27 protein-coding genes are annotated in these 26,200 nt (G+C 38.8%); 8 read left to right on the top strand and 19 right to left on the bottom strand.

Features of this window, described 5'->3' with window-relative positions; genetic code table 11:
- The first annotated feature begins 476 nt into the window (after positions 1-476).
- Positions 477-956 (top strand): RNA-binding protein, encoded by a 480-nt coding sequence (locus H5117_RS19115; protein ID WP_024596401.1) that lies wholly within the window; start codon positions 477-479, stop codon positions 954-956.
- Here H5117_RS19115 and murI read toward each other — a convergent pair.
- Together murI and H5117_RS19105 are read right to left on the bottom strand one after the other, a co-directional pair.
- Complete coding sequence (gene murI / locus H5117_RS19110) at positions 919-1,719, bottom strand: glutamate racemase (protein ID WP_182738903.1); 801 nt, start codon at positions 1,717-1,719, stop codon at positions 919-921. The two genes, H5117_RS19115 and murI, sit on opposite strands and share 38 nt — an antisense overlap.
- 65 nt (positions 1,720-1,784) lie before the next feature.
- Positions 1,785-2,924 (bottom strand): DUF5610 domain-containing protein, encoded by a 1,140-nt coding sequence (locus H5117_RS19105; protein ID WP_182197436.1) that lies wholly within the window; start codon positions 2,922-2,924, stop codon positions 1,785-1,787.
- A 162-nt stretch (positions 2,925-3,086) separates the two neighbouring features.
- Here H5117_RS19105 and trmA point away from each other — a divergent pair, with 162 nt between their 5' ends.
- Complete coding sequence (trmA, locus tag H5117_RS19100) at positions 3,087-4,184, top strand: tRNA (uridine(54)-C5)-methyltransferase TrmA (RefSeq protein WP_182738467.1); 1,098 nt, start codon at positions 3,087-3,089, stop codon at positions 4,182-4,184.
- 66 nt (positions 4,185-4,250) lie between these two features.
- Here the strand turns inward: trmA and H5117_RS19095 are convergent, their stop codons facing one another.
- The 4 genes from H5117_RS19095 to ccoG all read right to left on the bottom strand — a co-directional run bounded on the left by H5117_RS19095 (position 4,251) and on the right by ccoG (position 8,054).
- Positions 4,251-4,889, bottom strand: a complete 639-nt coding sequence (locus H5117_RS19095; RefSeq protein WP_002962055.1) for a thiol:disulfide interchange protein DsbA/DsbL — start codon at positions 4,887-4,889, stop codon at positions 4,251-4,253.
- A gap of 16 nt (positions 4,890-4,905) precedes the next feature.
- Complete coding sequence (locus tag H5117_RS19090; protein ID WP_002962054.1) at positions 4,906-5,529, bottom strand: thiol:disulfide interchange protein DsbA/DsbL; 624 nt, start codon at positions 5,527-5,529, stop codon at positions 4,906-4,908.
- A gap of 34 nt (positions 5,530-5,563) precedes the next feature.
- A complete protein-coding gene (locus H5117_RS19085; RefSeq protein WP_024591441.1) occupies positions 5,564-6,538 on the bottom strand; it encodes a serine/threonine protein kinase in 975 nt (324 codons plus the stop codon).
- An 85-nt stretch (positions 6,539-6,623) separates the two neighbouring features.
- Entirely contained in the window at positions 6,624-8,054 is a 1,431-nt protein-coding gene (ccoG, locus tag H5117_RS19080; protein WP_182734805.1) for a cytochrome c oxidase accessory protein CcoG, read from the bottom strand.
- A gap of 288 nt (positions 8,055-8,342) precedes the next feature.
- Between ccoG and H5117_RS19075 the strand changes: the two genes are divergently transcribed.
- Positions 8,343-8,702: a hypothetical protein gene (locus H5117_RS19075; RefSeq protein ID WP_002962051.1), complete on the top strand. Its 360-nt coding sequence runs from the start codon at positions 8,343-8,345 to the stop codon at positions 8,700-8,702.
- Positions 8,702-8,908, top strand: coding sequence for a hypothetical protein (locus H5117_RS19070; protein WP_182738902.1), 207 nt, complete (start codon positions 8,702-8,704; stop codon positions 8,906-8,908). Before H5117_RS19075 ends, H5117_RS19070 begins: the two co-directional genes overlap by 1 nt.
- Before the next feature lie 27 nt (positions 8,909-8,935).
- Here H5117_RS19070 and H5117_RS19065 read toward each other — a convergent pair whose 3' ends face one another.
- From H5117_RS19065 to gspC, 13 genes are all read right to left on the bottom strand, one after another.
- Positions 8,936-9,523, bottom strand: a complete 588-nt coding sequence (locus H5117_RS19065; RefSeq protein WP_182738901.1) for a UPF0149 family protein — start codon at positions 9,521-9,523, stop codon at positions 8,936-8,938.
- A gap of 22 nt (positions 9,524-9,545) precedes the next feature.
- A complete protein-coding gene (locus H5117_RS19060) occupies positions 9,546-10,304 on the bottom strand; it encodes a type II secretion system protein N (protein ID WP_024596394.1) in 759 nt (252 codons plus the stop codon).
- A gap of 3 nt (positions 10,305-10,307) precedes the next feature.
- The gene (gspM, locus tag H5117_RS19055; RefSeq protein ID WP_024596393.1) at positions 10,308-10,781 is read right to left on the bottom strand and encodes a type II secretion system protein GspM; all 474 of its coding nucleotides are present in this window, start codon (positions 10,779-10,781) and stop codon (positions 10,308-10,310) included.
- Positions 10,778-11,986, bottom strand: coding sequence for a type II secretion system protein GspL (gene gspL, locus H5117_RS19050; RefSeq protein ID WP_154904188.1), 1,209 nt, complete (start codon positions 11,984-11,986; stop codon positions 10,778-10,780). The genes gspM and gspL overlap by 4 nt, the downstream gene beginning before the upstream one ends.
- Positions 11,983-12,972 (bottom strand): type II secretion system minor pseudopilin GspK, encoded by a 990-nt coding sequence (gspK, locus tag H5117_RS19045; protein WP_182738900.1) that lies wholly within the window; start codon positions 12,970-12,972, stop codon positions 11,983-11,985. Before gspK ends, gspL begins: the two co-directional genes overlap by 4 nt.
- Entirely contained in the window at positions 12,965-13,603 is a 639-nt protein-coding gene (gspJ, locus tag H5117_RS19040) for a type II secretion system minor pseudopilin GspJ (RefSeq protein ID WP_182738899.1), read from the bottom strand. The genes gspK and gspJ overlap by 8 nt, the downstream gene beginning before the upstream one ends.
- Positions 13,604-13,978 (bottom strand): type II secretion system minor pseudopilin GspI, encoded by a 375-nt coding sequence (gspI, locus tag H5117_RS19035; RefSeq protein WP_002962039.1) that lies wholly within the window; start codon positions 13,976-13,978, stop codon positions 13,604-13,606.
- Positions 13,978-14,565, bottom strand: coding sequence for a Tfp pilus assembly protein FimT/FimU (locus H5117_RS19030; RefSeq protein ID WP_182692487.1), 588 nt, complete (start codon positions 14,563-14,565; stop codon positions 13,978-13,980). Before H5117_RS19030 ends, gspI begins: the two co-directional genes overlap by 1 nt.
- 49 nt (positions 14,566-14,614) lie before the next feature.
- Positions 14,615-15,037 (bottom strand): type II secretion system major pseudopilin GspG, encoded by a 423-nt coding sequence (gene gspG / locus H5117_RS19025; protein ID WP_002962036.1) that lies wholly within the window; start codon positions 15,035-15,037, stop codon positions 14,615-14,617.
- Between the two features lie 81 nt (positions 15,038-15,118).
- Entirely contained in the window at positions 15,119-16,354 is a 1,236-nt protein-coding gene (gene gspF, locus H5117_RS19020; RefSeq protein ID WP_002962033.1) for a type II secretion system inner membrane protein GspF, read from the bottom strand.
- Between the two features lie 2 nt (positions 16,355-16,356).
- Positions 16,357-17,922 (bottom strand): type II secretion system ATPase GspE, encoded by a 1,566-nt coding sequence (gene gspE, locus H5117_RS19015; protein ID WP_002962032.1) that lies wholly within the window; start codon positions 17,920-17,922, stop codon positions 16,357-16,359.
- Positions 17,915-19,978 carry a type II secretion system secretin GspD gene (gene gspD / locus H5117_RS19010; protein WP_182738898.1) on the bottom strand — a complete coding sequence of 688 codons (2,064 nt, stop codon included), beginning with the start codon at positions 19,976-19,978 and terminating at the stop codon, positions 17,915-17,917. The genes gspE and gspD overlap by 8 nt, the downstream gene beginning before the upstream one ends.
- A 23-nt stretch (positions 19,979-20,001) precedes the next feature.
- Positions 20,002-20,943 carry a type II secretion system protein GspC gene (gene gspC / locus H5117_RS19005; protein WP_024598237.1) on the bottom strand — a complete coding sequence of 314 codons (942 nt, stop codon included), beginning with the start codon at positions 20,941-20,943 and terminating at the stop codon, positions 20,002-20,004.
- A 210-nt stretch (positions 20,944-21,153) separates the two neighbouring features.
- Between gspC and hslR the strand changes: the two genes are divergently transcribed.
- The 4 genes from hslR (at position 21,154) to H5117_RS18985 (ending at position 25,548) form a co-directional block, all read left to right on the top strand.
- Entirely contained in the window at positions 21,154-21,576 is a 423-nt protein-coding gene (gene hslR / locus H5117_RS19000; RefSeq protein ID WP_024598238.1) for a ribosome-associated heat shock protein Hsp15, read from the top strand.
- 12 nt (positions 21,577-21,588) lie between these two features.
- The gene (gene hslO, locus H5117_RS18995) at positions 21,589-22,434 is read left to right on the top strand and encodes an Hsp33 family molecular chaperone HslO (RefSeq protein WP_182738897.1); all 846 of its coding nucleotides are present in this window, start codon (positions 21,589-21,591) and stop codon (positions 22,432-22,434) included.
- 271 nt (positions 22,435-22,705) lie between these two features.
- Positions 22,706-24,244 (top strand): phosphoenolpyruvate carboxykinase, encoded by a 1,539-nt coding sequence (locus H5117_RS18990; RefSeq protein WP_182738896.1) that lies wholly within the window; start codon positions 22,706-22,708, stop codon positions 24,242-24,244.
- Between the two features lie 182 nt (positions 24,245-24,426).
- Entirely contained in the window at positions 24,427-25,548 is a 1,122-nt protein-coding gene (locus H5117_RS18985) for a PepSY domain-containing protein (protein WP_182738895.1), read from the top strand.
- Positions 25,549-26,200: the final 652 nt, after the last annotated feature.

Below are 26,200 nucleotides of genomic sequence, written 5' to 3'. Positions count from 1 at the left end.
AGTAGGTTGGCTGTTAGAACTCAATCTGTACGAGTGCCCACACAGATGATTGCTTTATATTGTTAAAGAACGTTTTGAGTCGCTTTAGCGTCTCAAGGGATGCGAATAATACACCCTTTATTTTTTGAGTCAATACTTTGTTTTAAATTTTCTTTTGGAAGATTTAAAACCGAAGTTTTATTTAACTCTCTGAGTAGTTCGTGCCTCGCTATGCGTTGGCGTTTCCCGTCTCAGTGGGGTCGCATTATAGGGAGATCCAAAAACAGATCAACCCTTTTTTTAGATCTTTTTACTGTTCGAACAAAAATAGAACAAAACCACGTAAAACCACATGAAAACCCCTCTAAGATGATGCTTTTTTATGCTCTTATTTATTATTTAATACAAATATCATTGCTATGTTTGATTTAGGCGTTAAGATAGCAAGTTCACAATGTTAAATTAATGTTTATTTCCTGTTTATTGGTAGATCTAAAATGAAATTACCCGATCAAAAATCTTTTATCTTCTCTGTTATTCTTGCTGTAGTTGGTTTTGTTGTTGTTGAGTTTGCTTTAGGCGGCTTAGCTTTAAACCCTGCATTACTATTTGGTGCTGGTTTATTAATTGGTGCGATTGCTATTGCTGCAATATCATCTGATGTGACTGAAGAAGCTGAAGTTAAAACAAAAACGCTTTATGTTGGTAACCTTCCTTATCGTGCAAACGAAGGTGTGGTTCGTGCATTATTTGAAGAACAAGGCAAAGTATTCAATGTTCGTTTATTAAAGGATAAGAATACTGGCAAACGTCGTGGCTTTGGTTTTGTTGAAATGGCGCAAGCTGATGCAGACAATGCAATTGCTAACTTGAACGATAGCGAGTTCCAACAACGTACTTTAAAGGTACGTGAAGCAAAACAAAAACAAGAAGATGATTCTAATGCTCTACGTACTGAGACGGATCAGTCAGTGTAACTAGCTTTACCGCTAGCTTATTGCTAAACACATCAGCCGTTGCATAATATTGCAGCGGCTTTTTTATGTCTGTTTGTTTATCCATACATAAGTTAAGTTGGTTAAGTAGGAAGTTGACTCTATTTGCTATCGCTACACCTGAATCAAGTAATTTTACATTCCCTTCAAAGTACTGACTAATCGGCCCTTCTAATATCGGAAAGTGCGTACACCCTAGTACAAGTACATCTATAGTTTTATCTATATGTAGTTCATCGAGTACTTGATACAACTTATTTGTATCTAAAGAGCCTGTAAAAAAGCATTCCTCAGCTAACGTTACTAATTCAACACTGCTATAAAGGTTAACGATTACATTACGTGCATGTTCAGCAATTAATGTTTTTGTGTATGAACTGGCGACCGTTGCCGGCGTGGCTAACAAGCCAATATGATTTGAGCGTGTTAATTCTGCCGCAGGCTTTATTGCTGGCACAACACCTACAATAGGAATATCCGTAATTTGGCGAACAGCGCTGAGTGCAGATGTAGAAGCTGTATTACACGCTATTACAATTAAATCGACGTTAAGCGTGTTGGCTTTGATGAAATGAATAAGTGAACATAATCGGTTAATTATAGTTTGTTGGGATTGAGCACCATAAGGTAGTAATGCATTATCCATAAAATAGCTGTACTGAGCATTGGGGATACTTTGCTTGATATGTTCAAGTACAGTAGTTCCACCAATACCTGAATCAAAGACCATTATATGCGCTGACAAACTACCGTTCCTACTTTACTTTAAGATCGGCAGTTTGCCATGAGGTTTTTATAAAAGAAAGTAGTTTAACTTTGCGTGGCTTCTAAATCAGTAAGCCTGTCGGCTGCTGAATTTAACTGATTAAGGTTTTCGAACATAGACTTTGTATAATCTACTAACTTATCTATTTGTTCCTGATCTTGATTTAACCATTGGAGAATGCCAGCTAGCTGATTTTGTAATCCAAGCTCACCCGCTTTTTCAAAAGCATTTTTAAGGTCGTCATTAAAAGGGGCTAACCCCTCTGCTACTTGTTTTTCTGGTGCTGGTTTATATTCTTCATAGCTTTTAACTGTTGCTATTGTTTTTGTTTGGCGTAAATCCATAGAAAAAGCCACCAGCTGATCGCTGTCTAAACTCAGCTCTTGCGCTTGTTCAAATGCTTCATCTAAATCACCACCAAAAAAGGTTTTACTTAAATCTTGTAAGTCTTCCATCATCGCATTAATAGCTTCTTGCTCTTGCTCGTTTAAGTCACCATTTACCGACATCGAAAATGATACCTGTCGAGATTGCGATGATGAGCTTGCAAACGACTCACTATTACTATTTTGCTGATAGCCACTTGCCGATTGAGATTCAAATGCATCAGCAAAGCTAATACTTACCTCATCGCCTTCTGCTGTAGTAAATTTATACTCTGCATTACTCGTCATACTGACGTATTGGGCCTGGCTTATATTTACGCTGGCAGGTTGTGGGTTAAATAACGACTCTTCAAACTTATCCAGCCCATTGTAAATTCCCTCTTTGGACTTATTAATGCCCTCTTCCATGTCATCATTAAATACGCCTGTACCTTTGAGTTCATCAACAGCGTCATCAATCCCTATTTGGACTCCTTTGCGCGCATCGCCTAGCATATCTTTGAGCTTTTCGTCATCAGCGCCGTTAGCTTTTGCTTTATTTACAGCACTACTTACAAAATCGAGTACGTTTTTTACTATTTCATCAAAATCAAATAGTGGTTTATCTGCTTTTTTTTCTGCGATAGGTAATCCAAGCTGCTCAGCCATTTTATCGCCAAGCACCTTTGCGGCCAACTCTCGGCCTCGTTGTTGATAGCTATCTTGAGGAGACGTAATTGTAGGTTGCTGTATATCAGCTTTATTATTGAATTTATTGATGTTGTTGTTTGGCGTAAAGCCATAATTACCTATTTTCATGATTCGTCTCCTAAGCGTGCGTAGTTTATTATCGGCTATAACAACAAAAACTAAAGTACAATGTTCAATAAAACAGCATAAATGCTAGCCAAAACTAGACAAATACGCAGCGCTCCCTACAATAGCGCCGATAAACAGATCTTAGATAAGGTAGTAGCGTTAATGGCAGTTATTAAAATAGATACCACACAGTACCAAGCGCAGTTAAGTGAAAAAGAGCAGCGAATTAGTACGCAGTTTCAACGTTTTGGTGTGGAGCAATTAGAAGTATTTAGCTCAGAGCCAACTAACTACCGCCAACGTGCTGAATTTAGAGTATGGCACGACGGTGATGATCTGTTTCACATTATGTTTGATCAACAAACAAAAGAAAAAATCCGTGTTGATACATTTGACCCAGCAGCGCCTCTAGTAGGTGAAATAATGCAGGTGATGATTGAAAATCTTAAGCCTTGTGAAATATTACGCCGTAAGTTATTTCAAATCGATTACCTATCAACGCTAAGCGGTGAAATTTTAGTAAGCTTGCTTTATCACAAACCACTGGATGATGAATGGTTAAGTGAAATTAAAGCACTGAAAGAAAAGCTTAGCAGTAAATACAAAATTGACTTTATAGGTCGTGCTCGCAAACAAAAAGAAGTACTAGGTGATGACTTTGTAACTGAACGTTTAACAGTTAATGGGCAAGAGCTTATTTATCAACAAGTAGAAAATAGCTTTACTCAGCCTAATGCAAAAGTAAATATTAATATGCTGGAGTGGGCACAAGATTTATGTAAACCACTTAAAAATGATTTACTAGAATTGTATTGTGGTAACGGTAACTTTTCAATTGCATTAGCGGGTTCTTTTAATAAAGTATTAGCGACGGAAATATCAAAATCATCTGTTCACTCTGCTCAATACAACATTGCTAAAAACAACGTAGAGAACTTAGATATTATTCGTATGTCTAGTGAAGAGTTTACTCAAGCAATGAATGGCGAGCGTACTTTCTCTCGTTTAGATGGTATTGATTTAAAAAGCTATAACTGCCAAACCATATTAGTTGATCCACCACGCGCGGGCATGGATGAATTAACGTGTGACTTAGTGGCTAACTACGAAAGCATAATTTATATATCCTGTAATCCTGAAACTCTTGAGCGTGACCTTGATCACTTAACACGTACGCATAACGTTAAGCGCTTTGCTATATTTGATCAGTTCCCTTATACGCATCACATTGAGTCGGGCGTTTTCTTACAGCGCAAATAAATACGTTCAGTAAACGTTACCCATAAAAAAAGCTCCTTAAGGAGCTTTTTTTTGTTTTAGCTAAACTTACTTGTTAGCTAAGTAATTTATTAATTTGCTAATGTCTTCAGGTTTAGTAATACCCGACTCACGACCTAGGTTTAATTTGTACTTACCATTTACAATAAAGGTAGGTACGCCACGTAGTGCGCCTTTTTCTTTAAAGTAGTCTTGGTCGCGTTTCATTTTAGAGCTCAGCGTACGTACCGAGAAGCTTTTAAACAGCTTATCAAACTTATCACCATCAACGCCCTGCGCTACAAATATATCTTTTACATCTGCAAGCTCATTAAATTTAGCGCGCTTTGTATGGATATGATTAAAGATTGCAGAAATAATCTGATCTTTTTGTGGAAGCACTTCAGCTGTCGCCAGTGCTTGGCTCATCATCTGTTGGTTTTCTGGGTCACGTACACCTACAAAATCAACATGGCTCTTTTTAAATTTAACGTTTTTATCAAGCTTAGGCTTAAACTCACCAATTAGTGCTTCCATGTTATTACATGCAGGGCAGTAAAATGAGAAGAACTCTTTAACCTCTGGCTTTTTAGTTGCACGCTCAGAAACTACGTCGTAATGCACGCCTTCTTCATACGTTGCTGCAAAGCTTGTTGCTGCCATAGGAAGTAATATTGCAAGCAAACCTGCTTTAACTAATTTAATCATTATCATGCTCCGAAATTTATAGTGCTAATAAAAACGCTACTAACTCATCAAGTTCTTTTTGATTTTTGATGGTGTTGAGGTTTATTTTATATTTATCGTTAACAATAAAAGTAGGTACACCTGTAAGTGCGCCTAATTTTGAATATTTATTCTGTTTGTTTTGCATTGCTTGCTCAGCTGAAATAACAGGCATGCTTGCAATCTCTTGATCAAATGTTGCGCTATCAATACCATTTACTTCAAGTAATTTTTTAACGTCTTTCATTTCAGTTAATGGTGCACGTTGAACATGGATACTTTTAAAAATTTGATCGCTAATACTTTGCGCCTGACCATGCTGCTTAGCAATTAAGTAAGCAAAGCTTAAATTACTTTGTGCTTGTGGTGACACGCCACCTAAAAAGTTAACGTGGTTTTTAATAAACTCAGCGCCTTCTGGCAAGCCTTTTTCAATTGCTTTTGCTACTGGTTCAAACTTAAAGCAATGTGGACAGTAAAATGAGAAAAACTCAGTTACTTGCGGTGACTTGCTTTTGTCTACATCTATAACAGTGTATTGATTATCAACTTCAAACTGTGCAGCAAGTGCTGCAAATGGTAAACATAAAAGTAATAAACTCAGTTTTAATTTTTTAAGCATTTGTATCTCGTTGTACTTGTCTTTAAATAAAATATTACGGCAATAACTTTAACGGTGCTTCTTGCAATGCTGCAAGTTGCTCTTTCAGTGCTAAAATTTGTTGCTCCCAGTATTTGTCATCAGCAAACCATGTAAAGTTCCGCACAAAAGCAGGATCACTCCATCGTTTAGCTACCCATCCCATATAATGAATAATACGCATTGCTCGCAGCGGTTCAATTAATTTGAGTTGAGAGTGATCAAAATCACAAAACTCTTCATACGCATTTACAAGGGTGTCTAACTGTAACAGTTGCGTCGCTCTATCGCCACTGAGCATCATCCATAAATCTTGGATTGCAGGACCTTGGCGGCTGTCATCTAAATCAACAAACATTAGCGCATCACCTGCCCATAAAATATTACCAACGTGGCAGTCACCATGTAAGCGAATACTTTGCACATCTTTATACTGTTTTTGCGCCTGCTCTATCACTAAATCTAAAATAGTATAAAAAGCAGTATTTATTCCCATGGGCACTAAGTTACTTTTTTGAAGATGAACTTTGGCTGTATGCAAATACTCCTCGCAGGTAACTGTTGGCCTATAAGTAAAAGGTTTTGTTTTAGCTACTTGGTGCATACGGCCAATCAATCGCCCCATTACATCAAGCTGATCTAAATTATCAACCTCAAATAAACGCCCGCCTACACTTGGAAACAACACAAACAAATACCCTTCGTGTTCAAACAAGCTTTGCCCATTATATAAAATAGGGGCAACAACGGGTACTTCCGCTTCTGCTAGTTCAAATGCAAAGTCATGCTCTTCTTGAATTTGCTCTTTACTCCAGCGCTCTGGGCGATAAAACTTCACTACGTAACGCAGGCCATCATCCGCTTTAAATTGGTACACTCTGTTTTCATAGCTATTGAGCGCTAATAAACCAGATTCGGCGTACACACCTACGCTTTCTATTGCATCGAGTATTAGATCAGGTGTTAAGTCAATAAAACTAAATTTACTCATACTCTTCTTATATAAAATAAAAGCGGGTTATATACCCGCTTTTGTTAATTGCTATATCAACTTACCTAATTAAGGTAAGTTGCGATTATCGCGCTTTAAAAAAGTTACTCGACTGCGATATTGTCTCCTCCGGCTCATCTACCGGTGAAAGTACAAAGTTAAACTCAGTCATCGGCGCCTTCAAATCATAAGGGTCCATTACAAGTGACAATGGTACGTTATGAGATTCCCCTGCCTGCACAGTAAATGACTGCTTACCGATATACTTAAAGTTATCTAACCCTTGTACTTTAATATTAAAGGTTTGCTCGTACTGCGCTTTATTAATTACCTTTAATGTATAGGTGTTCTCTACTAAACCATCAAAATCGACACGATATAATTGGTTTCGGTCACGAATAATATCAAAGTCCATTGTCTTACGCAGTGCTATATTAGCGACAAGCGCTCCCGTAAGCACAACAAGTATGACCGTGTAACCAATAATTTTAGCTCGCAGTGGATTCGTTTTATTTTCTGGGGTTTCGAGATTTCGCTCTGTCGTATATGAAATAAGCCCACGCGGGTATTCCATTTTATCCATTACGCCATCACAAGCATCAATACATGCACCACAGTTGATACACTCAGCTTGTAGCCCATTTCTAATATCAATACCTGTTGGGCACACTTGAACGCACAAGTTACAGTCTATACAGTCGCCTAGTTCTAAATCTTTATGGTCTACTTTACGTGAACGAGGACCACGGCTTTCACCTCGGCTTTCGTCGTACGTTACGGTGTATGTGTCTTTATCAAACATAGCTGATTGAAAACGAGAATAAGGACAGATGTGTAAACACATAATTTCTCGCATCCAACCGGCATTACCATAAGTACACGCAGCAAAGAAAATAATACTGACTAGTGCATAACCACCTACATCAAACGTTACAAAGTCAGGGAGTAACTCCCTTATTGGCGTAAAATAACCCACAAAAGAAATTGCGGTATACAACGAAAACAATACCCAACTAGTATGCTTTGCCGTCTTACGCCAAAACTTATCAAAATTCATGGGTCGTTGATCGAGTTTTTTACGTTGATTAGCCGTGCCTTCAAGCTTTTCTTCGAACCAAATAAAAATAAAAGTCCAAACAGTTTGCGGACATGTGTAGCCACACCACACCCGTCCATAGAAGGTGGTCACTAAAAACAACGCAAATGCTGCCAACATAAAGATAAACGCTAATATAGTAAAATCTTGAGGCCATAGCGTTAAACCAAAAATATTGTATTTTTGACCAATTAGATCAAACAGCACAGCTTGCTGGCCATTAAAATTAATCCAAGGTAGTAACATAAACGCAAGTAGGCCTAAGAAGCCAATGCGCTGTCTAAGTAATTGATGTAGACCTTTTACAGCACGCACATAAATACGATTTCGGGGATTGAACCTATCATCTTGACGGCTTAAATCCGGTTTTTGGATTTTCACCTCTACAGGGATATTCTTTACTTTAATTTGCTTGTCCATCGAAGTTCCTCAACGCCGCTTGGAAATAAAAATCCAGCAATACTCAAGTACTCTATACTTAAAGTTAGCAAGTTACTTGCTAGGCATATTTACTTTAATAAATTGCCTTCTCGAATACTTTCAGATATTTCAGAAATATCTGACTGCTGTTAACCATTATAACAATGTTGGTTAAAATTACTGGCATAGATTGCTAATAATTTATTCATCCCAGTTACTTGCTTTTAAAATGCAGTTTATTACACTGCATGGTAATTCAACCCTACTTAGATCAAGGTTTACGTATCCATGAAAAAATTTATTATTTTGGTAGTTGTGATCCTTGCCTTTTTTACAATCGATCACCCACTTATAAAAGAACCTCGCGAAAGGTTACTAGGTGAAGGCATTGGCTTTTTAAGTGATGCAAGCAAGGTCAACAGAAGCCCCGCTGCAAATATGGCGAAAAATAGGATCAGCAGTCAACTTAAACTATCTGAATCTGAAGGTGAGTATGTAGAAAAAACGTTTACAACAGATGACTCTGTTCAGTTATTTCACCTACGCTATTGTCGTGAGCGTGACTTAAACCTTTATTTTTATGACGACCGTTTAAATACGGTATGTAAAATAGTGACTGAAGCATTAGAGCAAAAGCGAGCAAAGTAGTGGATTTTTCAGGATTAAATAAAAAAGCAAGCGACTCATTTCATAAGCAGCGCAATATGCTCAAGCAATTAGCTCAAGGCAAAACATTAAAGTGTGAGAAGTGTAATGAGGTTTTAACACTTGATTTAGCCACCAGTGAACCTGGTAAAGGCATAGTAAAGTGCAAACAAGGCTGTACGGATATTATATTAGAGCTAGGCACTTAGATTAAACTAAGCGCCTAGCTCTAATAATTACTCTTCCCAACTCTCGTCGGTTATCAAGCCGCTATTAATTGCGACCACTTCAATTAGTTCAGCAAACCCTAATGCAAAGTCACCCATAGATTCATACTGATACTGACACAAAGCTTCTATTGTCATGTTATTTTGTTTGGCAATCTGAGCTATTGCTAGCTGGTCGAGTGCAAAAAAGCTTAGTGTGCTTAGTGCACTCTCTAATGCTTGTTTAAATTCGGCATCCAACTCGGGAGCATTTAAAAGAGGCTCAGCATACGCTTTTGTCGCCACTAAGAAGCCTTTACTCCACGACTTACAAAATTCAGCATCAAATGTGTCTGGTAATTTATATCCAGTTTCGAACACCTGCTCACTAATTTTGTGATAAAGCGCCATAAACAAAAAAAGCATTTCTTCATCTAAATCATTAGCTGTGTTTGGCAATATCTGCTCAAGCCACTCATGTACATCTAATGGGTTAGGCGAACAAATTACACCAAATAAATAGCCTTGGCTTTGTACAAGGGTCATTGCTTGAGATTGGGTATTTAAAAATGAGCTGAGCTGCTTTGCGTGCAACTCAGTAAATTGGGGTATTTGCATTAAAACTCTTTATATTAAAACATTAAAAGTTGAGCGGGTAGCGACCTTGGTTATCTGGTCGGCCTAAAAACTTAACCGCATCATGTACATCTTTAGGTAAGCTGGCATCTGGTTTTACATAACCTGCCACTCTAAAGTCGAAATTAGCTTTAAGTGTAGCATCTGCCTCAAGGCCAAGCGTATTATCTGGGTCAATTAATATAGCAACATCACCCGACTTACAGCTTAACTTACCAGCTAGAGGTCCAATATTAAACCATCCATTTAAACCTTGAACATCAATATTAGGGCTCGCTATTTCACCTTTTAGTGAATCACAATAAGGTGCGCCTGAGCTGTATTCATCAAGTTCTAAAATCACACGCCCTTTAGCGGTAACAGGCAGAGGAAGTTGCACACGTTGCATTGCACGCTCTACAGTGGAGCGTACTAGGGCATCAGTCACTATTACTTTTTTATTAAAAAACCCATAACTTACATCTGCGTAACCCGAAATATCACTGCGTTCTCGTGGGTTACCAAATTTTATGTTCGCATTTAGTTTGCCCGTAAATAATTTCCAGCCTGCAATATCCCAGCGCACATTATTTAACTGTTCACCATCAAAACGAACTTGCATCATTTGACCTTGCCAAACAGTGCCTACAGTTTGGCCTACTTCTAATTGCTTTGGAAAGTACGGTTTTGCTATATCTAGTGCAATATGTGCTGGTAATTTAATAATATAAAACACAATAAAACTAATTAAAAAGACAGCCGATAACGTTATTATTTTTTTCATTAATTAATTCTCTAATACTAAACGGCTTACGCGCACATAGCCTGATTTATCATCGCGACTTAAATCTAAATTTTCAATTTTTAAACCATGCTGATTTACTAGCTCATCTAGCCATTCTATTAACTGATTAAACTCTACTGAGTCGAGCGTTAAACGAAGTGAATCACTACTGGGCTGCATTTTACTAATATTGATTTTATAGCGTCCACGAGTAGAGTTTACCACTTGGCTTAAATTTGTATTGCTAGCAACACTGGTGTTGCCTGCAGCCTTTAGCTTAACAATACTGTCATCAACCCAAGCTAATAGCTCTTGTTGTTTAATTTGAGATTGCTGTGCTTTTTCTATCGCGTTATTTAATGGCCTAAATATTCCCATTACTAAAACAAAAATAATAAACACGCCACCAGCGACCATTACCAATTGTTGTTCTTGCTCTTTAAGCGAACGCCACTGTTTCATTAACTGCTTTTTCATACTGCACCTCGCAGTTTAATTTCACCTACGACATAATCACCGTCATTATTTAAAGACCCTTGCTCAACAGTTAAACCTTGCTTTTCAAGTATGATTTTTACTTTACCAAAAGTTTGGAAGTCTTTAGCCCGTGCACGAATGCGCAGCTCATTACGACGTTTGTCATAACGAAGTGTTTCAGGTGTAAATTCGCTGACTTGCGAAAATACATCAACCAAATTAGTCGTTAAGTCTAAAAAGCCGGATTCACTTGAGCCTTGTATTTTATCTAACGCGCCTTTAATTTGGCTTTTAATTAGATTAGGGCGAACTTTAGTTCCCGGAAATGCTTTTTGATATCTGTCGACTACTTGAGCTTTAGCTACTTCTACTTGTGTATTAAGTTGGTGTAACTCAATAGCTTTTATTGTAATTGTAGAAACCAATGCAACACTTGCTATAATTGCGGCGCCTTTCCAGTAACCCCACCACAAAGCGCTTTGTTTTTTAAGCTGATACATACCTTGGCGTAAGTTAAAATTAACGCTATCTAACTGTTTTGCAAATAATGCTAAAGGTAAGTCGTAATCGCTTGTTTGGGCTTGTAAGTTAACGCTTTCAGGAAACTGATTAGCAGGACTAAAATGTTTAATGTCGGGGTTACCCATGGCTGATAAATAGCCATTCAACCAACTAGATTCAACCGCACTAATATGCCATTGCCCTTGCTTAAACAACCATTGGTTGTTGAGCTCAATAGCAGTTACGGCGCCATCATCTGCAAGCGGTAACAACAAAGCATCGGGTAATATTCTGTATACTGATAGATTATGCTCAGCAAATAATGCAAGCCATTGTTCAAACCATTCACGGTCTGTCATTGCTACACGAATTGCATGTTGCTCACCAAGCATTGTCGGCTGCGCTACAGCTATAAACAGTTCATCTACGTCACATGCTATATCTTCTTCAAGCATGTATGGCAATGCTTGCTCAAGCTTGCGATTCCATTTTGTTGGCAAAGCGACCGTTTTTAATTGCACTTGATCACTGGGTAATAACACGACAACTTCTCGGGTAAGTGCTTTTTCGCTTAGCTCACTTAAATGCTCTGCATTTGGTAACTCGCCACTGGCTATTATTTCTTGTTCTTGTGGTGAGTAAATTAACCAGTTAAGTAATTCTTGTTCGGTTTGACCCGTGCGGATCAACAGTATTTCTGTCACTGTACGCCTCCAAATTTTCGCGCCAGTATCGTTACGTCGCCATCTTTAGCGTGCAGTAATGTGGTCATCGAAAAACGCAGGTCGACAAAGTTTGCCTGCGTTTGTAATTTAAAATATTCGCTTTTAATACTAAATAGACTTTTTATTGAGTCAGTATTAGTACCGCCTTGCTGCTTCACCTGTTCAAAAAATTCATCGATGGTGTCAAAGCCAGTTTGCGGTCTTGCGCCTAACACCGCTTCTGCGCCAGATAAGCTTAAGCTTTCTATCAAGGCACTGAGTATGAGCGCTTGCTCTGGCAATAATGTATTTACGTTAATTGATAAAAGTGTACTGCCTGGTATTACACATACATATGGCAATACTTTTTCCATCACTAATGGGTTAAAGCCCTTAACTAAACGCAGCTCCGATGTTGATGCAAATAAGCTATTGGCTGTCATATACGGAAAATCTCGCGATAAGTACTCGTCTTCTTCTGCGCCTGAGCGATACGTAATACTGTTCTCATCAAGCCAATCAAATACGCTATCTGCCATTGTCTCTTCTGATTCATCAGCAGGTAAATCTTCAATGTTTTCAAGTAATGCAAATAGTGCTTTATGTGCAGGGTTTGTTTTACTTGCGCTATTTTCTTCTGGCGCTATGGCTAAAGCATTTAAATTTAGACATGCTTGTAAATCAGTAATTTTGCCACTTAACGTGCCGTTATCAACAGGGTATGAAGCATCACCTTGAGTTGCCCACACTTGATCGAGTGTTGTTTTATCGGCATCATCTTTTTTACTTTGTATTAGCCCTTTAATAGCAAGCTCTTCTGCACCGTAGGCGTACCATTTAGCTTGTTGGTGACCTTGCAAGTTTGTGCTTTTTTGCACTTGAACCATTAAATTAGCACTCATTTCTACTGCTAAAATAGCCGCTAATGCCACAATAAACAAAACAATAACAAGTGCTGCGCCGCGCGATGATTGGTGCTTAACCATTATTCACATCCGTACTTTGTGTAGCAACAACTTTGCCTTGCCCAGGAACTAAAAATACACGACGAATTGGCTCTGCTTCTATTTGTTGCAACGTAACAGCAACCGCTTTAGGGAGAGCTTTAATTTCCCACTGTTCTTGCCATTCGTTTTTATCATCCAAAAACTCAAACTTAAGTTCTTCAACATTTTCTAGTACACGTTGAACTCGCGGTTCCATATTATCAAGCTGATCAACATAAACCCGATAAACACGCTCAAGGTTATCGTCTATCACTCTATAACCAACGGCTTGTAGTTCTGAACGTGGCAATAAATTAATTGGATTTATCCAGCCATCTCGTACAAACGCAATACCATCGTATTGGCTTTCTAAAACGTAACGACCAGCAAGTAAATATTGTTCTTGAACATCACCCGACTCATTGCGAACTGAGCGTTTGGTCATTTGGCTAAAATCTTGATCCATTAATCTAAATGTTGTTTGCAATCCATTTAGCTCAGCAATCTTTTCATCGGAGGCATCTTTTGCTCTTGTTGTCGTCTCGAGTATTTGATGAGTAGCAATAATAACAAAAGCTAAAATACCCAGTGCAACCATAACTTCAAGTAATGTAAACCCGCGCTGCTTCACTTACTTTTTGCCTTTATTTAAATACGTTGATAACTCATATGCTGAATGCTCATATTTTTCATCCGTAAAAACATTTATGGTTAGTTTTACAAAGCTTTTGTCAGCTGTGGCTGTAACTTCTTGCTGCCAAAACCATTCAACACCGCCCATTACTTCGCTGCCTTTAAGGTTATTTTTACCTTGCCATTGTTCGCCTTTAGTACGCTGTTCAATAATAACGTTTTCGGCGACCCAAGATGCATAGGTTTGCTCTTCAATAGTCGTTAAGTGGTGAATATGCTCGCTTGTTGCTTGCATTGCAGCTATACCCGCCATGGCACAAATACTTAATGCCACTAACACCTCTAATAAGGTAAACCCTTTAGTGCGCTTCATTATTCTGGCTCTCGGCGAAAGTTTACTGGTGCAGTAAATTCACCTTCAATGTAATACACAGGTTCGCTTTGCTCTTTTAACTCTAATACAAGTTGAAACGCGCTTACCTCACCTGATGACAAAATAAGTACTTGTGGTATTTTTAACTTTTTAAGCTCAAGTAAACTGTCTTCATCGCCGCCACTCATAAGCTCGCGCCAGTTAGATTGCTCTAAGAGGTTATCTTGCGCCCACGCTAAATCTTCTAAGTTAAGCGTGAGCTTTAATCTTTCATCTAATTCTATTGGTTTAAAAAGATTTTCACGGTCAAAAGTAATCCACTTTTCACCATCGAAAACTAAATACTCTAATGTATTTTCTTCTACTAATAAGCCCAATTCAACTTGGTTTAAAATAGCAAATTCCGATGCCATATTAATGGTGGTATGCAGCCTTAGTGCTTGAGTATCTAACTCCTCCTCAGCACCGCCTTCTAAGCTATATACCACCATTTTGGTGGCAAAAGCGATGATCACTAATACCACTAAAATTTCTATTAAACTAAAGCCTCTGCTTTTTGCATGGCGCTGCTTAAGGCTTGCTTTCATAGCAAGCCTCTAGCATTAACATGTTCATACAGAACGGTGTACTTAGGCATTATTGTTTTTCTTCGTCCCAGTTACCGATATCGTCATCAGTACCTGCTTCACCGTCTGGGCCCATAGAAAAAATATCAAACTTGCCAATTTCACCTGGGCTAATTAACTGATAAGTATTACCCCAAGGATCTTCTGGTAATTCATTAATAAAGCCACCATCAGGGAAACGTTTTGGAACCGGTTCAATGCTTGTTTGGGTAACTAGCGCTTCAAGACCTTGCTCTGTGCTTGGGTAGCTCTTATTTTTAAGCTTGTATAAGCTCATTGCATCTTCTAATTGCTGGATATCTAGATGTGCTTTATCAATAGCAGCCTCTTCTTGCTGTCCCATAATGTTAGGTGCAACAATTGACATAATCATCCCGATGATAACCAGTACCACCATCACTTCTAGTAAAGAAAAACCTGATTGTTTATTCACGTAATTACCTCATTATTCTAAAAACATTAAGTAAAAATGGTTTAGGTAAAACCACTAATATATTTAAAAATTTATTCTAACTTAAAGTCCAACAGCTTTATTCATCGCCATTATTGGCTGTAATATTGCCATTACTATAAATAATACAATAACCGCCATTGAGGCGATCATCGCAGGCTCTAGTAGTTTAAGCGATACATTAACCATGCTCTCAAATTCGCGATCTTGGTTATTTGCAGCACGCTCTAACATTTGCTCTAGTTCACCTGATTTTTCACCACTTGCTATCATATGCAGCATCATTGGTGGAAACAACTTAGTTTGCTGAAGTGCAGCTCTTAAGCTTGCACCCTCACTCACTCTGTCGGATGCATCTGCAACCGCTTTTTTAATTTTTTCGTTGATTAATACGCCACCCGAGATACGCATTCCTTCAAGTAATGGTACCGAGCTTGACGATAAAATACTTAAAGTACGCGCAAAACGTGCGGTGTTAATACCACGAGCCACTTTACCTATACCTGGCATATGTAGCACTCGGTCATCCCACCAAAAACGTATTTTAGGCTGCTTAAGTGCATGCTTAATACCAATGGCTATAGCTGTAATCGCTATTAAACTAATAAACCAATAATTTTGCACAAAATGGCTGCCAGCCATAACCCATTCGGTTGTCCAAGGAAGTACTTGTTTCGTTTTTTCAAACGTTTTTAATATTTTTGGTACTACGGTGCCCAGTAATACCGACACAATACCAATTGCAAATACCACTAATATAATAGGGTAAACCATAGCCTGAGTTATTTGGCTACGCATATGTTGGCGCTGCTCGGTATAGTCGGCTAAACGATTAAGAACTTGGTCAAGGTGCCCCGACTTTTCGCCTGCGGCTACCATTGCACGATATAAATCGTCAAAAACATGAGGAAACTCACTAAGACCATCGGCAAGGGTGTAACCTTCAACTACTTTTGAGCGTACCGACATAAGCATCCGCTTTAAACGCGGCTTTTCGCATTGCTCAGCAACCGCCATAACAGCGCCTTCAACAGGAAGTGCCGATTGAATAAGTGTTGCTAATTGCCTTGTAATTAATGCTAAGTCTGAGGTTGAAATTGTCGGCTTAAAAAAGCCACCGAGTAAAGGGGCTTTTTCGCCTTTGACCTGTTTATCACTTTGCGCCGCAGGAACAACTTCAAGCGGCGTTAGTTTTTGATCACGTAAAGTTTGGCGGATTTGTTTAGCCGTATCAGCTTCTAAAATGCCTTTTTTTTCTTTACCTCGGCCATCTAAGGCACGATATTCAAACGCCGCCATAGTTAACCTTCCTCACGGGTAACACGCAATACTTCTTCAAGTGTTGTTTTGCCTGCCAGTACACGGCTACACCCATCTTGACGAATACTTGGGCTGCGCTTGCGAATGTATTTTTCTACGCTTTGCTCGCCTTTACCGTTGTGAATCATTTCGCGTATGGTTTCATCAACTACAAGTAACTCATGAATACCTGTACGACCACGGTAACCATTAAAGTTACACTCTTCACACCCCACCGCTCGATAGATTGTCGGTTGGCTTTCAAAAGGAACCCCTAACAGCTGGCATTCATGCTCATCAGCCGTGTGACCCTCTTTACAGGTATTACATAACGTACGTACTAAGCGTTGCGACAATACACCGAGTAACGACGATGAAAGTAAGAATGGTTCAACACCCATATCTTCCATACGTGTAATTGCACCCGATGCAGTATTAGTATGCAGAGTAGACATAACAAGGTGACCGGTAAGTGACGCTTGAACACCAATTTGCGCAGTTTCAAGATCGCGTATTTCACCCACCATTACTACATCAGGATCTTGACGTAATATTGCACGTAAACCACGTGCAAATGTCATATCAACTTTTGCATTAACTTGTGTTTGCCCAATGCCTGGAATTTCGTACTCTATCGGATCTTCAACGGTAAGAATATTACGATCGCGTGAGTTAATTTGGCTCATACCAGCGTATAAAGTGGTACTTTTACCAGAGCCCGTAGGCCCTGTTACCAAAATAATGCCGTGGGGTTTACTAATTAAATCTGAAAACAAAGCGCGATTTTCTGCGGTCATACCTAAATCTTCAAGGTTTAAGCGCGCGTTGTTTTTGTCAAGTAAACGCAGTACTACGCGCTCACCAAAACTCGATGGCATTGTAGATACACGCACATCAACTGCACGCCCTGCAATACGTAAGCTAATACGACCATCTTGTGGAATACGTTTTTCAGCTATATCAAGCTTAGCCATTACTTTAATACGAGATACAAGTAACGATGCAAGTTTACGATTAGGCTTAAGTACTTCTTTAAGCACGCCATCGACCCTAAAGCGAATAACAAGCTCTTGCTCGAAGGTTTCGATATGAATATCAGAAGCCCCTTCTTTAATCGCTTCACTTAGCATGGCGTTAATAAGCTTGATGATTGGTGCATCATCGTCACCAGCAAGTAAATCTTCAGTTTGCGGGAGCTCATCAGCAAGTGAGAATAAATCAACCTCGTTGCCAATATCCTCCATCATTTGTTGCGTTTCAGAGCTATCACGTTGGTATGACGCTTCAAGCAATAGCTCAAATTTATCATCATCCAATTGCTCAAGGGTAAAACCATGGCCTGCGATACGGCGTACTTCTAATAGTACTTCAACATCTAGCTCACCACGGTAGTAAACTATACGATGATCTTTGTTTTTACCAAGCAACACACCTGCGCGTCTTGCATAGGAAAATGGCAAACGCTTTGCTGGTAACTCAACTAACACATCACTCGTTAATAGCTCATCCTGATTATGCGTTTGAGGATGAACCACATCTTGGTTTATCTCTTGAATCGCATTAGTCATCTTTACGCTCTTGTGCATTTTGTTTACGTAGAGACTCTTCATACGTAGGTGGAAGTACTAGTTCGTCATTCCACTCAGGTAAAATAGGCGTATCAGTCATTGGCATTAACTCAATACCATCTTCTTTTTGTTTAAACTGCTCACCACGAATAAAGTTATATTTATTAAAGCTTAACTTATTCATGCTTACACCATCACGAATAATGGTTGGGCGAATAAATACAATAAGATTACGTTTACGGCGCGTTGTATTTGTTGATCTAAACAGGTGACCTAAAATAGGGATATCGCCTAATAACGGTACCTTAGAAACACTTTCTTGTACGTCTTCGTCAATTAAACCGCCAAGTACAACCATACCGCCATCATCGGCCATAACCGTTGTTTTAATTGCACGTTTGTTAACTGAAATATCAACAGCAGTTGCACCACTTACACTTGATACTTCTTGCTCAATAGTAAGTTGTACTGCAGAACCATCGTTAATCTGTGGCGTAACTATCAGTTTAATACCGACTTCTTGACGCTCAACTGTTTGAAATGGGTTAGCATTATTACTGCCCGTTTGTGAGCCTGTAATAATAGGCACTTCTTGACCGACTAAAATAGAAGCTTCTTCGTTATCCATTGTAGTAATAGAAGGGGTAGCCAATATATTTGAATTTGTATCAGTGGCAACAGCCTGAATAATTGCGCCCCAATCATTTTTAACAACGCCCAGCGCTAAACCATTAATGCCACTAAGTAAGGAGGCTAATGGACCATAATCACCTTCTGTTGTTTCCGTATATGGCGTTACAGTACCAGATTCTGTTCCTATTATATTTTTAGTAACAGTTACATCTTGTGCTTGCTCTGCAGCAACAGCTAACGAGCCCACGGGAACCGTAGTGCCGTTGTTAAACTGCAGCATACCGCCTTGCTCAGAAATCCATTGCAGCCCTAAGTTAACCCCGTCGCCTTCCATTACTTCAATAATAATGGCTTCAACTAATACTTGGGCACGGCGAATATCAAGGCGTTCAATTACAGATTCAAGTGATCGCATTGTGTCTGGCTGTGCGGTAATAATTAGTGAATTTGAATCTGGGTGAGCTTCTATACTGCTTTCGTTGTTACTTCTGCTACGAGTTTTAGTAGTACCGCCTTGTGCATCTTCAACAAGGGACTTACTAACACCCTGCAATACTTTGACCAAATCTTCAGCTTTAGCATAATTTAAGTAAAACACCTTGGTGTTACCTTGGCTTTCTAGCTCACCATCTAAGCGTTTAATGAGCTCAATAGCACGTGTACGTGCTTGGCCTTCACCACTTACAATAACGCTATTAGTTCGGCCATCAGCGACTACTTTTGGAATTAAAAACTCAGGTACGCTGCCTTTGCCGCTGTCTTTATAAATATTGTCTACCACAGAGACAACATCATCTGCTGTTGCATATTTAAGCTTAACAATGTCTACACGCTTATCACCCGCCTGATCAACAGAGCGAATAATCTCAACTAAGCGATTAACCGATGCAGCATGCCCCGTTAACATCATTACGTTAGCCGCATTAAAGTTAGCAACATGGCCGCCATCTTTTTGATCGCTAAATTGACGAACTAAAGGGCCTAGTTCTTGTACGCTCACATTTTTGACACGTACAACACGTGTAATCATCATATCGCCGCTAGCTTCGTTACCTTCGGTAATAAGTGGCACATTTGATTTTTTGGCGTCTGAACTTTTTTCTACCTTAAGAATGCCATTGTCCATTTCAACAGCTGAGTAGCCATAAACTTCCAATACATTTAAGAAGAACTGGTAATAAAGCGCTTCGTCCATTAACTCATAACTGCGAACATTTACTTTGCCGCGCACGTTAGGGTCAATAATTACTGTTTTATTGAGATTTTTACCAACAATATTAATAAACTCGTTGATATCAGTGCCTTTAAAGTTAGCAGCATATTCAACAGCAGAAACAGACAAAGAAATACTTGCCGCCAAAAAAAGTGCCGCGTACTTAGCTAACCCTTTTTTAATTTTTTTGAGGTGTAGCACCTGAACCATTATATTAAAACTCCAAAGCTAAATTATTGCAGACTAAATTGCACATCAATTTGTTCACCATCACGTTCTATAGTGATATTGGCATCTGTACTATTACGCAGCTCGTTAATAGCTGACATAGCCTGTTTTAAATCTGTTAATTGATAGCCATTTATAGAAATAGCCAAATCGTTATTTTTTAATCCCATTTGCTTAAACAGTTCAGGTTCTTTACCTGGACTTAAGCGATATCCAATTAGTTCACCATCATTCATAGCCTGTGAAACACGTATATAGTCAAATAACTTGCCCGGTTCTTCGAGTAACTCTTCACGTGTTTCTATAATTGCTTCTTTAACGTCTGGGTCTGCAGTGGCGTCTATTTGTAATTCACTTGGCTCTAATTTTTGCGGACCCATTTCGGCATCGTCACGCGCAGCGAGTACAGGCATAGATACTTTTTTACTAAAATCGAGCCCATCAAGCATTAATGTTTCAAAACCTCCATTAATACCTAAAATAACACGATCAGGCAGTATCTGCGCTACTTCAGCGCGCGTGCCAAGTACAACTTCTTCAACAAGGTAGCTTACTTGCTTACCTTGTGATTCAATAATTGCTATGCCTGCTTGGTCATCATTATTAACAGCTACAATACCGGTTAAATTAATACTTAGGCGTGTTTCTGGCGCATTATTTATAACCTGCGATTGTTTTGCAGTATTATTGTTGTTTGTTACAGTTTTTTTACCAAATAAAAATTGCTCAATAATATGCTGCGCTGAGTTATTGCTCGCACCAGATGGCTGATTAGCATAATGAGTAGGAGTAAGTAGAGTTACTGGTGGTTTCGGCCATAAAAGCCAGACAAGCTTTGATAATAAAAATGCAAGATAAACAACAACTAACAGTGTCACTAATGCACTTAATTTAGCATGCGGTAACCGCGTTAAAAATTGTTTTAGTTGTTGGATTTGCTGTTCCATAAATAGTGTTCTTATTTTAATTTACTGCGTTAGCGCGTACCCATAGTACCCTTTCATTTTTCTTTCAACAAGCACACTAATATTAAACTTTGTAAACAGATTAAATTAACTTTACATAGTAGTACAAAAAGTAAACGGCTGTTGTAATACCTTCATCCTACGATGATTTCATGATAAATTTTAAGCTATAAAAACGTGGGGAAATGCCTTATGAGTAAAAAAAGTAATGCTAATACCAACTCAGACCATGCAGATGAGTTAAAAGTTCGATTAGATAAATGGTTATGGGCTGCACGATTTTATAAAACTCGTGCTGTTGCACGTGAAATGGTGCAAGGCGGCAAAGTACATTATAATGGCCAACGTACAAAAGCGAGCAAAATAGTAGATGTTGGTGCAAAAGTAAAACTTGCTCAGGGTGTAGATGAAAAACTGATAACTATACTCACAGTGCTTGAAAAACGTCAAAGCGCCCCCATTGCACAGACCATGTATCAAGAATCTGATGCAAGTATTGCTAAACGCGAAGAAAACAGCATCGCACGCAAAAATAACAGTTTTTTTGCTCCTCATCCGGATAAAAAACCGGATAAAAAGCAAAGACGCGAACTTTTAAAAATGAAATCAAGTTAGGTATAGCCGCTCATGCAACAAGATTTACTTCACCGTTATTTATTCAACGAACTAGATGTTCGTGGCGAACTCGTACAAATCGAGAGTGCTTATAATGAAATGATTGCCGACCATAATTACCCAGACCCTGTTAAAGCATTACTTGGTGAGTTACTCGTTGCAACCTGTTTACTAACCGCAACTTTAAAGTTTGAAGGTGAAATTGCAGTACAGCTTCAAGGTGATGGCCCTGTCAAATATGCTGTTATAAATGGTGATGACAAACAAAACATGCGTGGTATTGCACGCCTGCAAAGCGAAATTACGGGTACAACTGTAAAAGAGCTTATTGGCCAAGGCTATATGGTGATCACTATTACACCAAGTAAGGGTGAACGTTACCAAGGTATAGTGCCCTTAGAGCACGATACTCTGAGTGAATGTATAGAAAGTTACTTTGAGCAATCAGAACAATTAAAGACACGTCTTTGGTTTGCAACCGACACAACTGAAGGTAGCGCAAAAGCATGTGGTCTATTTTTACAAGTACTCCCAGTTGATAAACAAAAATCAATTGAAGACTTTGCGCACTTAGAAGCATTAAGTAACACCATTAAAGATGAAGAGTTGTTACATCTTGATGCAAATACAGTCCTTACACGTCTTTACCACGAAGATAACCCTCGTGTATTTGAGCCTCAAGCGATTAAATTCAAATGCGGTTGTAGTCGTGATAAAACAATTACTGCACTTGTTAATATTGGACAAGAAGAACTACTTAAAGACGTAACCGAAAAAGGGTCTGTTAATATTAACTGTCATTACTGTTTAAAAGAGTATGTTTTTAACGAGCAAGATATAAAAAGCATTTTCAACTAAATATTCAGCTTCATTTATATATAGTAATTAAAGCCGCAAAATATGCGGTTTTATATTATAAAAAGATGATACCGGTGTCATGAACTTTGTTAATTTACTGACACCGGTATCATTGAAATTATTCATGTTTTTTAGCAAATATATGTGTTTTTAGAGGCTTTACGGGCTCGAATATCTCAAAACCTTCTGTTACTATAATTTCAGCTTAAGGGCACTGATAACCCCAGAGCTATCCCGTTCAAACTCTCACACATTATAGTTAGGTATAAACATGACTACAGGCGCTACACGTTTTGTCGATTTAACCGCAGCTGAACTTGTCGAGCATGCGATCCGCCGTGGCGAAGGTACTTTAGCCGCAAATGGTGCTTTTGTTGCAATTACAGGAAAACGAACTGGCCGTTCACCAAAAGATCGTTTTATTGTTCAAGAAGCAACAACTCAAGATGACATTCAATGGGGCAACGTTAACCGCCCATTTGATGCAGAAAAATTTGACGCATTATGGGCTCGCGTAGAAGCACATGTTCAAAGTAATGACCACTTCACCTCTCACCTAGAAGTTGGCGCTGACCCTGAGCATTATCTACCTGTAGTCGTAACTACAGAAACAGCGTGGCACCATATTTTTGCCAAAAACATGTTTATCGAACCACAAAACTATAACGCCTCAAACTTACCACAATGGCAAGTAATGAACGTTCCTTCGTTTGTATGCGAGCCGGAACGTGATGGCACAAATAGCGATGGCACCGTTATTATTAACTTTGCACAGCGTAAAGTATTACTAGCAGGTATGCGCTACGCCGGTGAAATGAAAAAATCGATGTTCTCTGTACAAAACTTCCTACTACCAGCAAAAGGTGTATTACCAATGCACTGTTCTGCTAACGTTGGTGAAGCAGGTGATACAGCATTATTCTTCGGTTTATCTGGTACGGGCAAAACAACTCTTTCAGCAGATCCTACTCGCTTTTTAATTGGTGATGACGAACACGGTTGGGCACCTGGAAGCGTGTTTAATATTGAAGGCGGTTGCTATGCTAAATGTATCGACCTGTCACAAAAGAACGAACCTGTAATTTGGAATGCAATTCGCTTTGGTACTATTTTAGAGAATGTAGTGCTAGATGAAAAAGGCGTTCCAGATTTTAACGACACTAGCCTTACTCAAAATAGCCGTGCAGCATATCCACTTGAACATGTTGAAAAACGTAAAGTAGAAAACCGCGCAGGCGAACCAAAAGCTGTTGTATTTTTAACTTGTGATGTAAGCGGTGTATTACCACCGGTATCTGTTCTTAGCGAAGAAGCTGCTGCTTTTCACTTTTTAAGTGGATACACAGCTAAAGTTGGCTCAACTGAGATTGGCTCTACTAGCGATATTGAATCAACGTTTTCAACCTGCTTTGGTGCGCCATTCTTCCCACGTCCTGCAGGTGTTTACGCTGAGCTTCTTATGAAGCGCGTACGCGAGTTTGGCGCTAAAGTATACCTTGTCAATACAGGTTGGACTGGCGGTCCTTACGGCACAGGTAAGCGCTTTGATATTCCGACTACTCGCGCAGTAGTTGATGCAATCGTATCTGGTAAATTAGCCGGTGTTGAAACTCAGCACATTGATGTTTTAAACCTAGATGTACCGGTAGCAGTTCCAGATGTAGATACTAATTTACTTAATCCTATAAATACGTGGGAAGATAAAGCTAAGTACAATGAATATGCAGCAAAACTTGCCGCTGACTTCACTGAAAACTTTGCTAAGTATGACGTATCAGACGATATAAAAAATGCAGGGCCTAAAGCTTAAATAAGCTTCAAGCTTGTATTTTAACGCCAGCCAAGGGCTGGCGTTTTACTTTCTAAATACCTAATTTAATAAGTGCGACAAAATGCCGCACAACTCATATCAAAAACCATATAATATACCGCGTAATTAATCATTCCTTAATGCCCAATAAACCTGCATTACTCATTACGGCTATTTAATTAATGACACTAAAGCTTTCATGGCGAAAAACATTCAGGCGGTTACATTTATACTTAGGCCTATCAGTAGGTGTTTTACTTACTATTATCACTCTTTCTGGCTCTATGTTAGTTTACTATCCGCAAATAGACTTACTGCTAAATCCAGCAAATGACGCTACTACAAACATAAAAACGCCTAATTGGGATCAAGCATATAATACGCTAAGAGCCAATTTCCCTTCAAAGCAAGGGCCATGGCGATTAGAAAACACAGGTATAAACTCAATAATTCCCGCGCGATACTACAATCCAATAGAAACAAAAGAGCAAGGCTTTGCCCCCTTAATGGTATGGCTATCTAGCAGTAGTGATAAAGTAATACGTAAAAACTATTGGGGAAAATACTTAGTAACTTGGATGTACAACTTACATTTTTCATTACTAACAGGAGCAACGGGCACTCTCGTTGTTGGCTATATAGGCATAGCCTCAATAGTTCTTCTTATCTCTGGATTCTTTGCTTGGTTTCCAAAGCCTGGGCAGTGGGTAAAGGCACTAAAATTTAAATCTCGTAGCTCTAAAATAGGTTTGCTATACGACTGGCATAAACTAATTGGTTTAACCTTCTGCATACCGCTACTAGCTTTAACTGTTACAGGTGTTATGCTCGCTATTCCAAAACAAACAGATCCTATATTAACCGCTCTAGTTAGCGATATAAACTCCCCACCAAAAACACAAATTCAACCGAGCAAACAAACCGATATTCCTTTATCACAAGCGGTATTAATAGCTGAAAAAGCATTACCGAATGCGCGTTTAGCTTGGATTGAAACACCATCAAACTTAAATGCTATTTACATATTAAGATTTCAAACTGTAAACGATCCTTCGTATCGCTTTCCACATAGCTATATAGAGGTTAATGCACTTACAGGAAAGTTAGAGAGCGTGTTTAATATAGATAAGCAAAGTACGGCTAGTAAAATAAAAAACTGGATACACCCTCTACATGACGGCAGCATTGGCGGTAACATTTTAAAAGTCATTTGGGTGCTGAGTGGCTTTGGATCTGCTGCATTGTTCTTTATTGGCGTATATAGATGGTTAGTTAGAACCAAGAGAATACAAAATAAACTTTAGTTGAAAGAGCACCTAGTCACTTTTCAGTAAGTCTTGTCGATGGTTTTTTAATATAAAGTATATGCCCTTAGTTAATCTTAGGATTAAAAATTAATAACGGTAAATACATATTAAATTAAAACAGCCCTTAATTACCAATCTACCTATAAAACAATTAATGAATACTGGTAGATAACGTGGTTAGTCTATACAGGTACTCCATAAGTACTATTAAATAAATATCATGCCCCTTAGATTTAAGCTCTATGTGTAAAACCTCTGTATCAATCTCTACCTAACTATTTTTATTCTCTTCAGTTAACCTACCCAAAACGTACATAAAGGCTTAAAGTTCATGTTCAATACTTATCACAAGACCAGATAGTTAAAGCTTTTATATCAGGTCAGATGTTAAACCAATTGGTATTATTTACCCACAGTACAAATGCTACCACTCATTGTCGAGCGGAGGTTTTTTATGCTTTTGACGTCGGGAGTCGCTACGCTCGCCCGGCCTACGTGATGTTGCTGTAAGTGGATGTTAACTGCGCGTATTTCACTTTTCTGCAGACGTAAAAAAGCCCGGCTATTTCTAGTCGGGCTCTCTACAATTTGAAGCCTGGTAATGTCGTAGTGCCCACAGCGGTAGAAAGTCGCAGTGAAATGCTACACT

It is taken from the genome of Pseudoalteromonas sp. SG45-1, assembly GCF_014164135.1.
Classification (GTDB): Bacteria; Pseudomonadota; Gammaproteobacteria; order Enterobacterales; family Alteromonadaceae; genus Pseudoalteromonas; species Pseudoalteromonas distincta.
Note: the sequence above shows the minus strand (reverse complement) of the source record. Positions and strands in the feature narration are given on the sequence as shown.

Bases quoted from the DNA above. Each gene is read 5' to 3' on its own strand.
- H5117_RS19115 (WP_024596401.1), top strand. From the start codon at position 477: ATGAAATTACCCGATCAAAAATCTTTTATCTTCTCTGTTATTCTTGCT.
- ccoG (WP_182734805.1), bottom strand. From the start codon at position 8,054: ATGGACAAGCAAATTAAAGTAAAGAATATCCCTGTAGAGGTGAAAATC.
- hslR (WP_024598238.1), top strand. From the start codon at position 21,154: ATGAGTAAAAAAAGTAATGCTAATACCAACTCAGACCATGCAGATGAG.
- H5117_RS19105 (WP_182197436.1), bottom strand. From the start codon at position 2,924: ATGAAAATAGGTAATTATGGCTTTACGCCAAACAACAACATCAATAAA.
- gspF (WP_002962033.1), bottom strand. From the start codon at position 16,354: ATGGCGGCGTTTGAATATCGTGCCTTAGATGGCCGAGGTAAAGAAAAA.
- H5117_RS19095 (WP_002962055.1), bottom strand. From the start codon at position 4,889: ATGATTAAATTAGTTAAAGCAGGTTTGCTTGCAATATTACTTCCTATG.
- H5117_RS18985 (WP_182738895.1), top strand. From the start codon at position 24,427: ATGACACTAAAGCTTTCATGGCGAAAAACATTCAGGCGGTTACATTTA.
- H5117_RS19065 (WP_182738901.1), bottom strand. From the start codon at position 9,523: ATGCAAATACCCCAATTTACTGAGTTGCACGCAAAGCAGCTCAGCTCA.
- H5117_RS19030 (WP_182692487.1), bottom strand. From the start codon at position 14,565: ATGAAAGCAAGCCTTAAGCAGCGCCATGCAAAAAGCAGAGGCTTTAGT.
- gspM (WP_024596393.1), bottom strand. From the start codon at position 10,781: ATGAAAAAGCAGTTAATGAAACAGTGGCGTTCGCTTAAAGAGCAAGAA.
- hslO (WP_182738897.1), top strand. From the start codon at position 21,589: ATGCAACAAGATTTACTTCACCGTTATTTATTCAACGAACTAGATGTT.
- gspI (WP_002962039.1), bottom strand. From the start codon at position 13,978: ATGAAGCGCACTAAAGGGTTTACCTTATTAGAGGTGTTAGTGGCATTA.
- gspD (WP_182738898.1), bottom strand. From the start codon at position 19,978: ATGGTTCAGGTGCTACACCTCAAAAAAATTAAAAAAGGGTTAGCTAAG.
- gspK (WP_182738900.1), bottom strand. From the start codon at position 12,972: ATGGTTAAGCACCAATCATCGCGCGGCGCAGCACTTGTTATTGTTTTG.
- H5117_RS19060 (WP_024596394.1), bottom strand. From the start codon at position 10,304: ATGAAAAAAATAATAACGTTATCGGCTGTCTTTTTAATTAGTTTTATT.
- gspE (WP_002962032.1), bottom strand. From the start codon at position 17,922: ATGACTAATGCGATTCAAGAGATAAACCAAGATGTGGTTCATCCTCAA.
- H5117_RS19090 (WP_002962054.1), bottom strand. From the start codon at position 5,529: ATGCTTAAAAAATTAAAACTGAGTTTATTACTTTTATGTTTACCATTT.
- H5117_RS19075 (WP_002962051.1), top strand. From the start codon at position 8,343: ATGAAAAAATTTATTATTTTGGTAGTTGTGATCCTTGCCTTTTTTACA.
- gspC (WP_024598237.1), bottom strand. From the start codon at position 20,943: ATGGAACAGCAAATCCAACAACTAAAACAATTTTTAACGCGGTTACCG.
- trmA (WP_182738467.1), top strand. From the start codon at position 3,087: ATGGCAGTTATTAAAATAGATACCACACAGTACCAAGCGCAGTTAAGT.
- H5117_RS19085 (WP_024591441.1), bottom strand. From the start codon at position 6,538: ATGAGTAAATTTAGTTTTATTGACTTAACACCTGATCTAATACTCGAT.
- H5117_RS18990 (WP_182738896.1), top strand. From the start codon at position 22,706: ATGACTACAGGCGCTACACGTTTTGTCGATTTAACCGCAGCTGAACTT.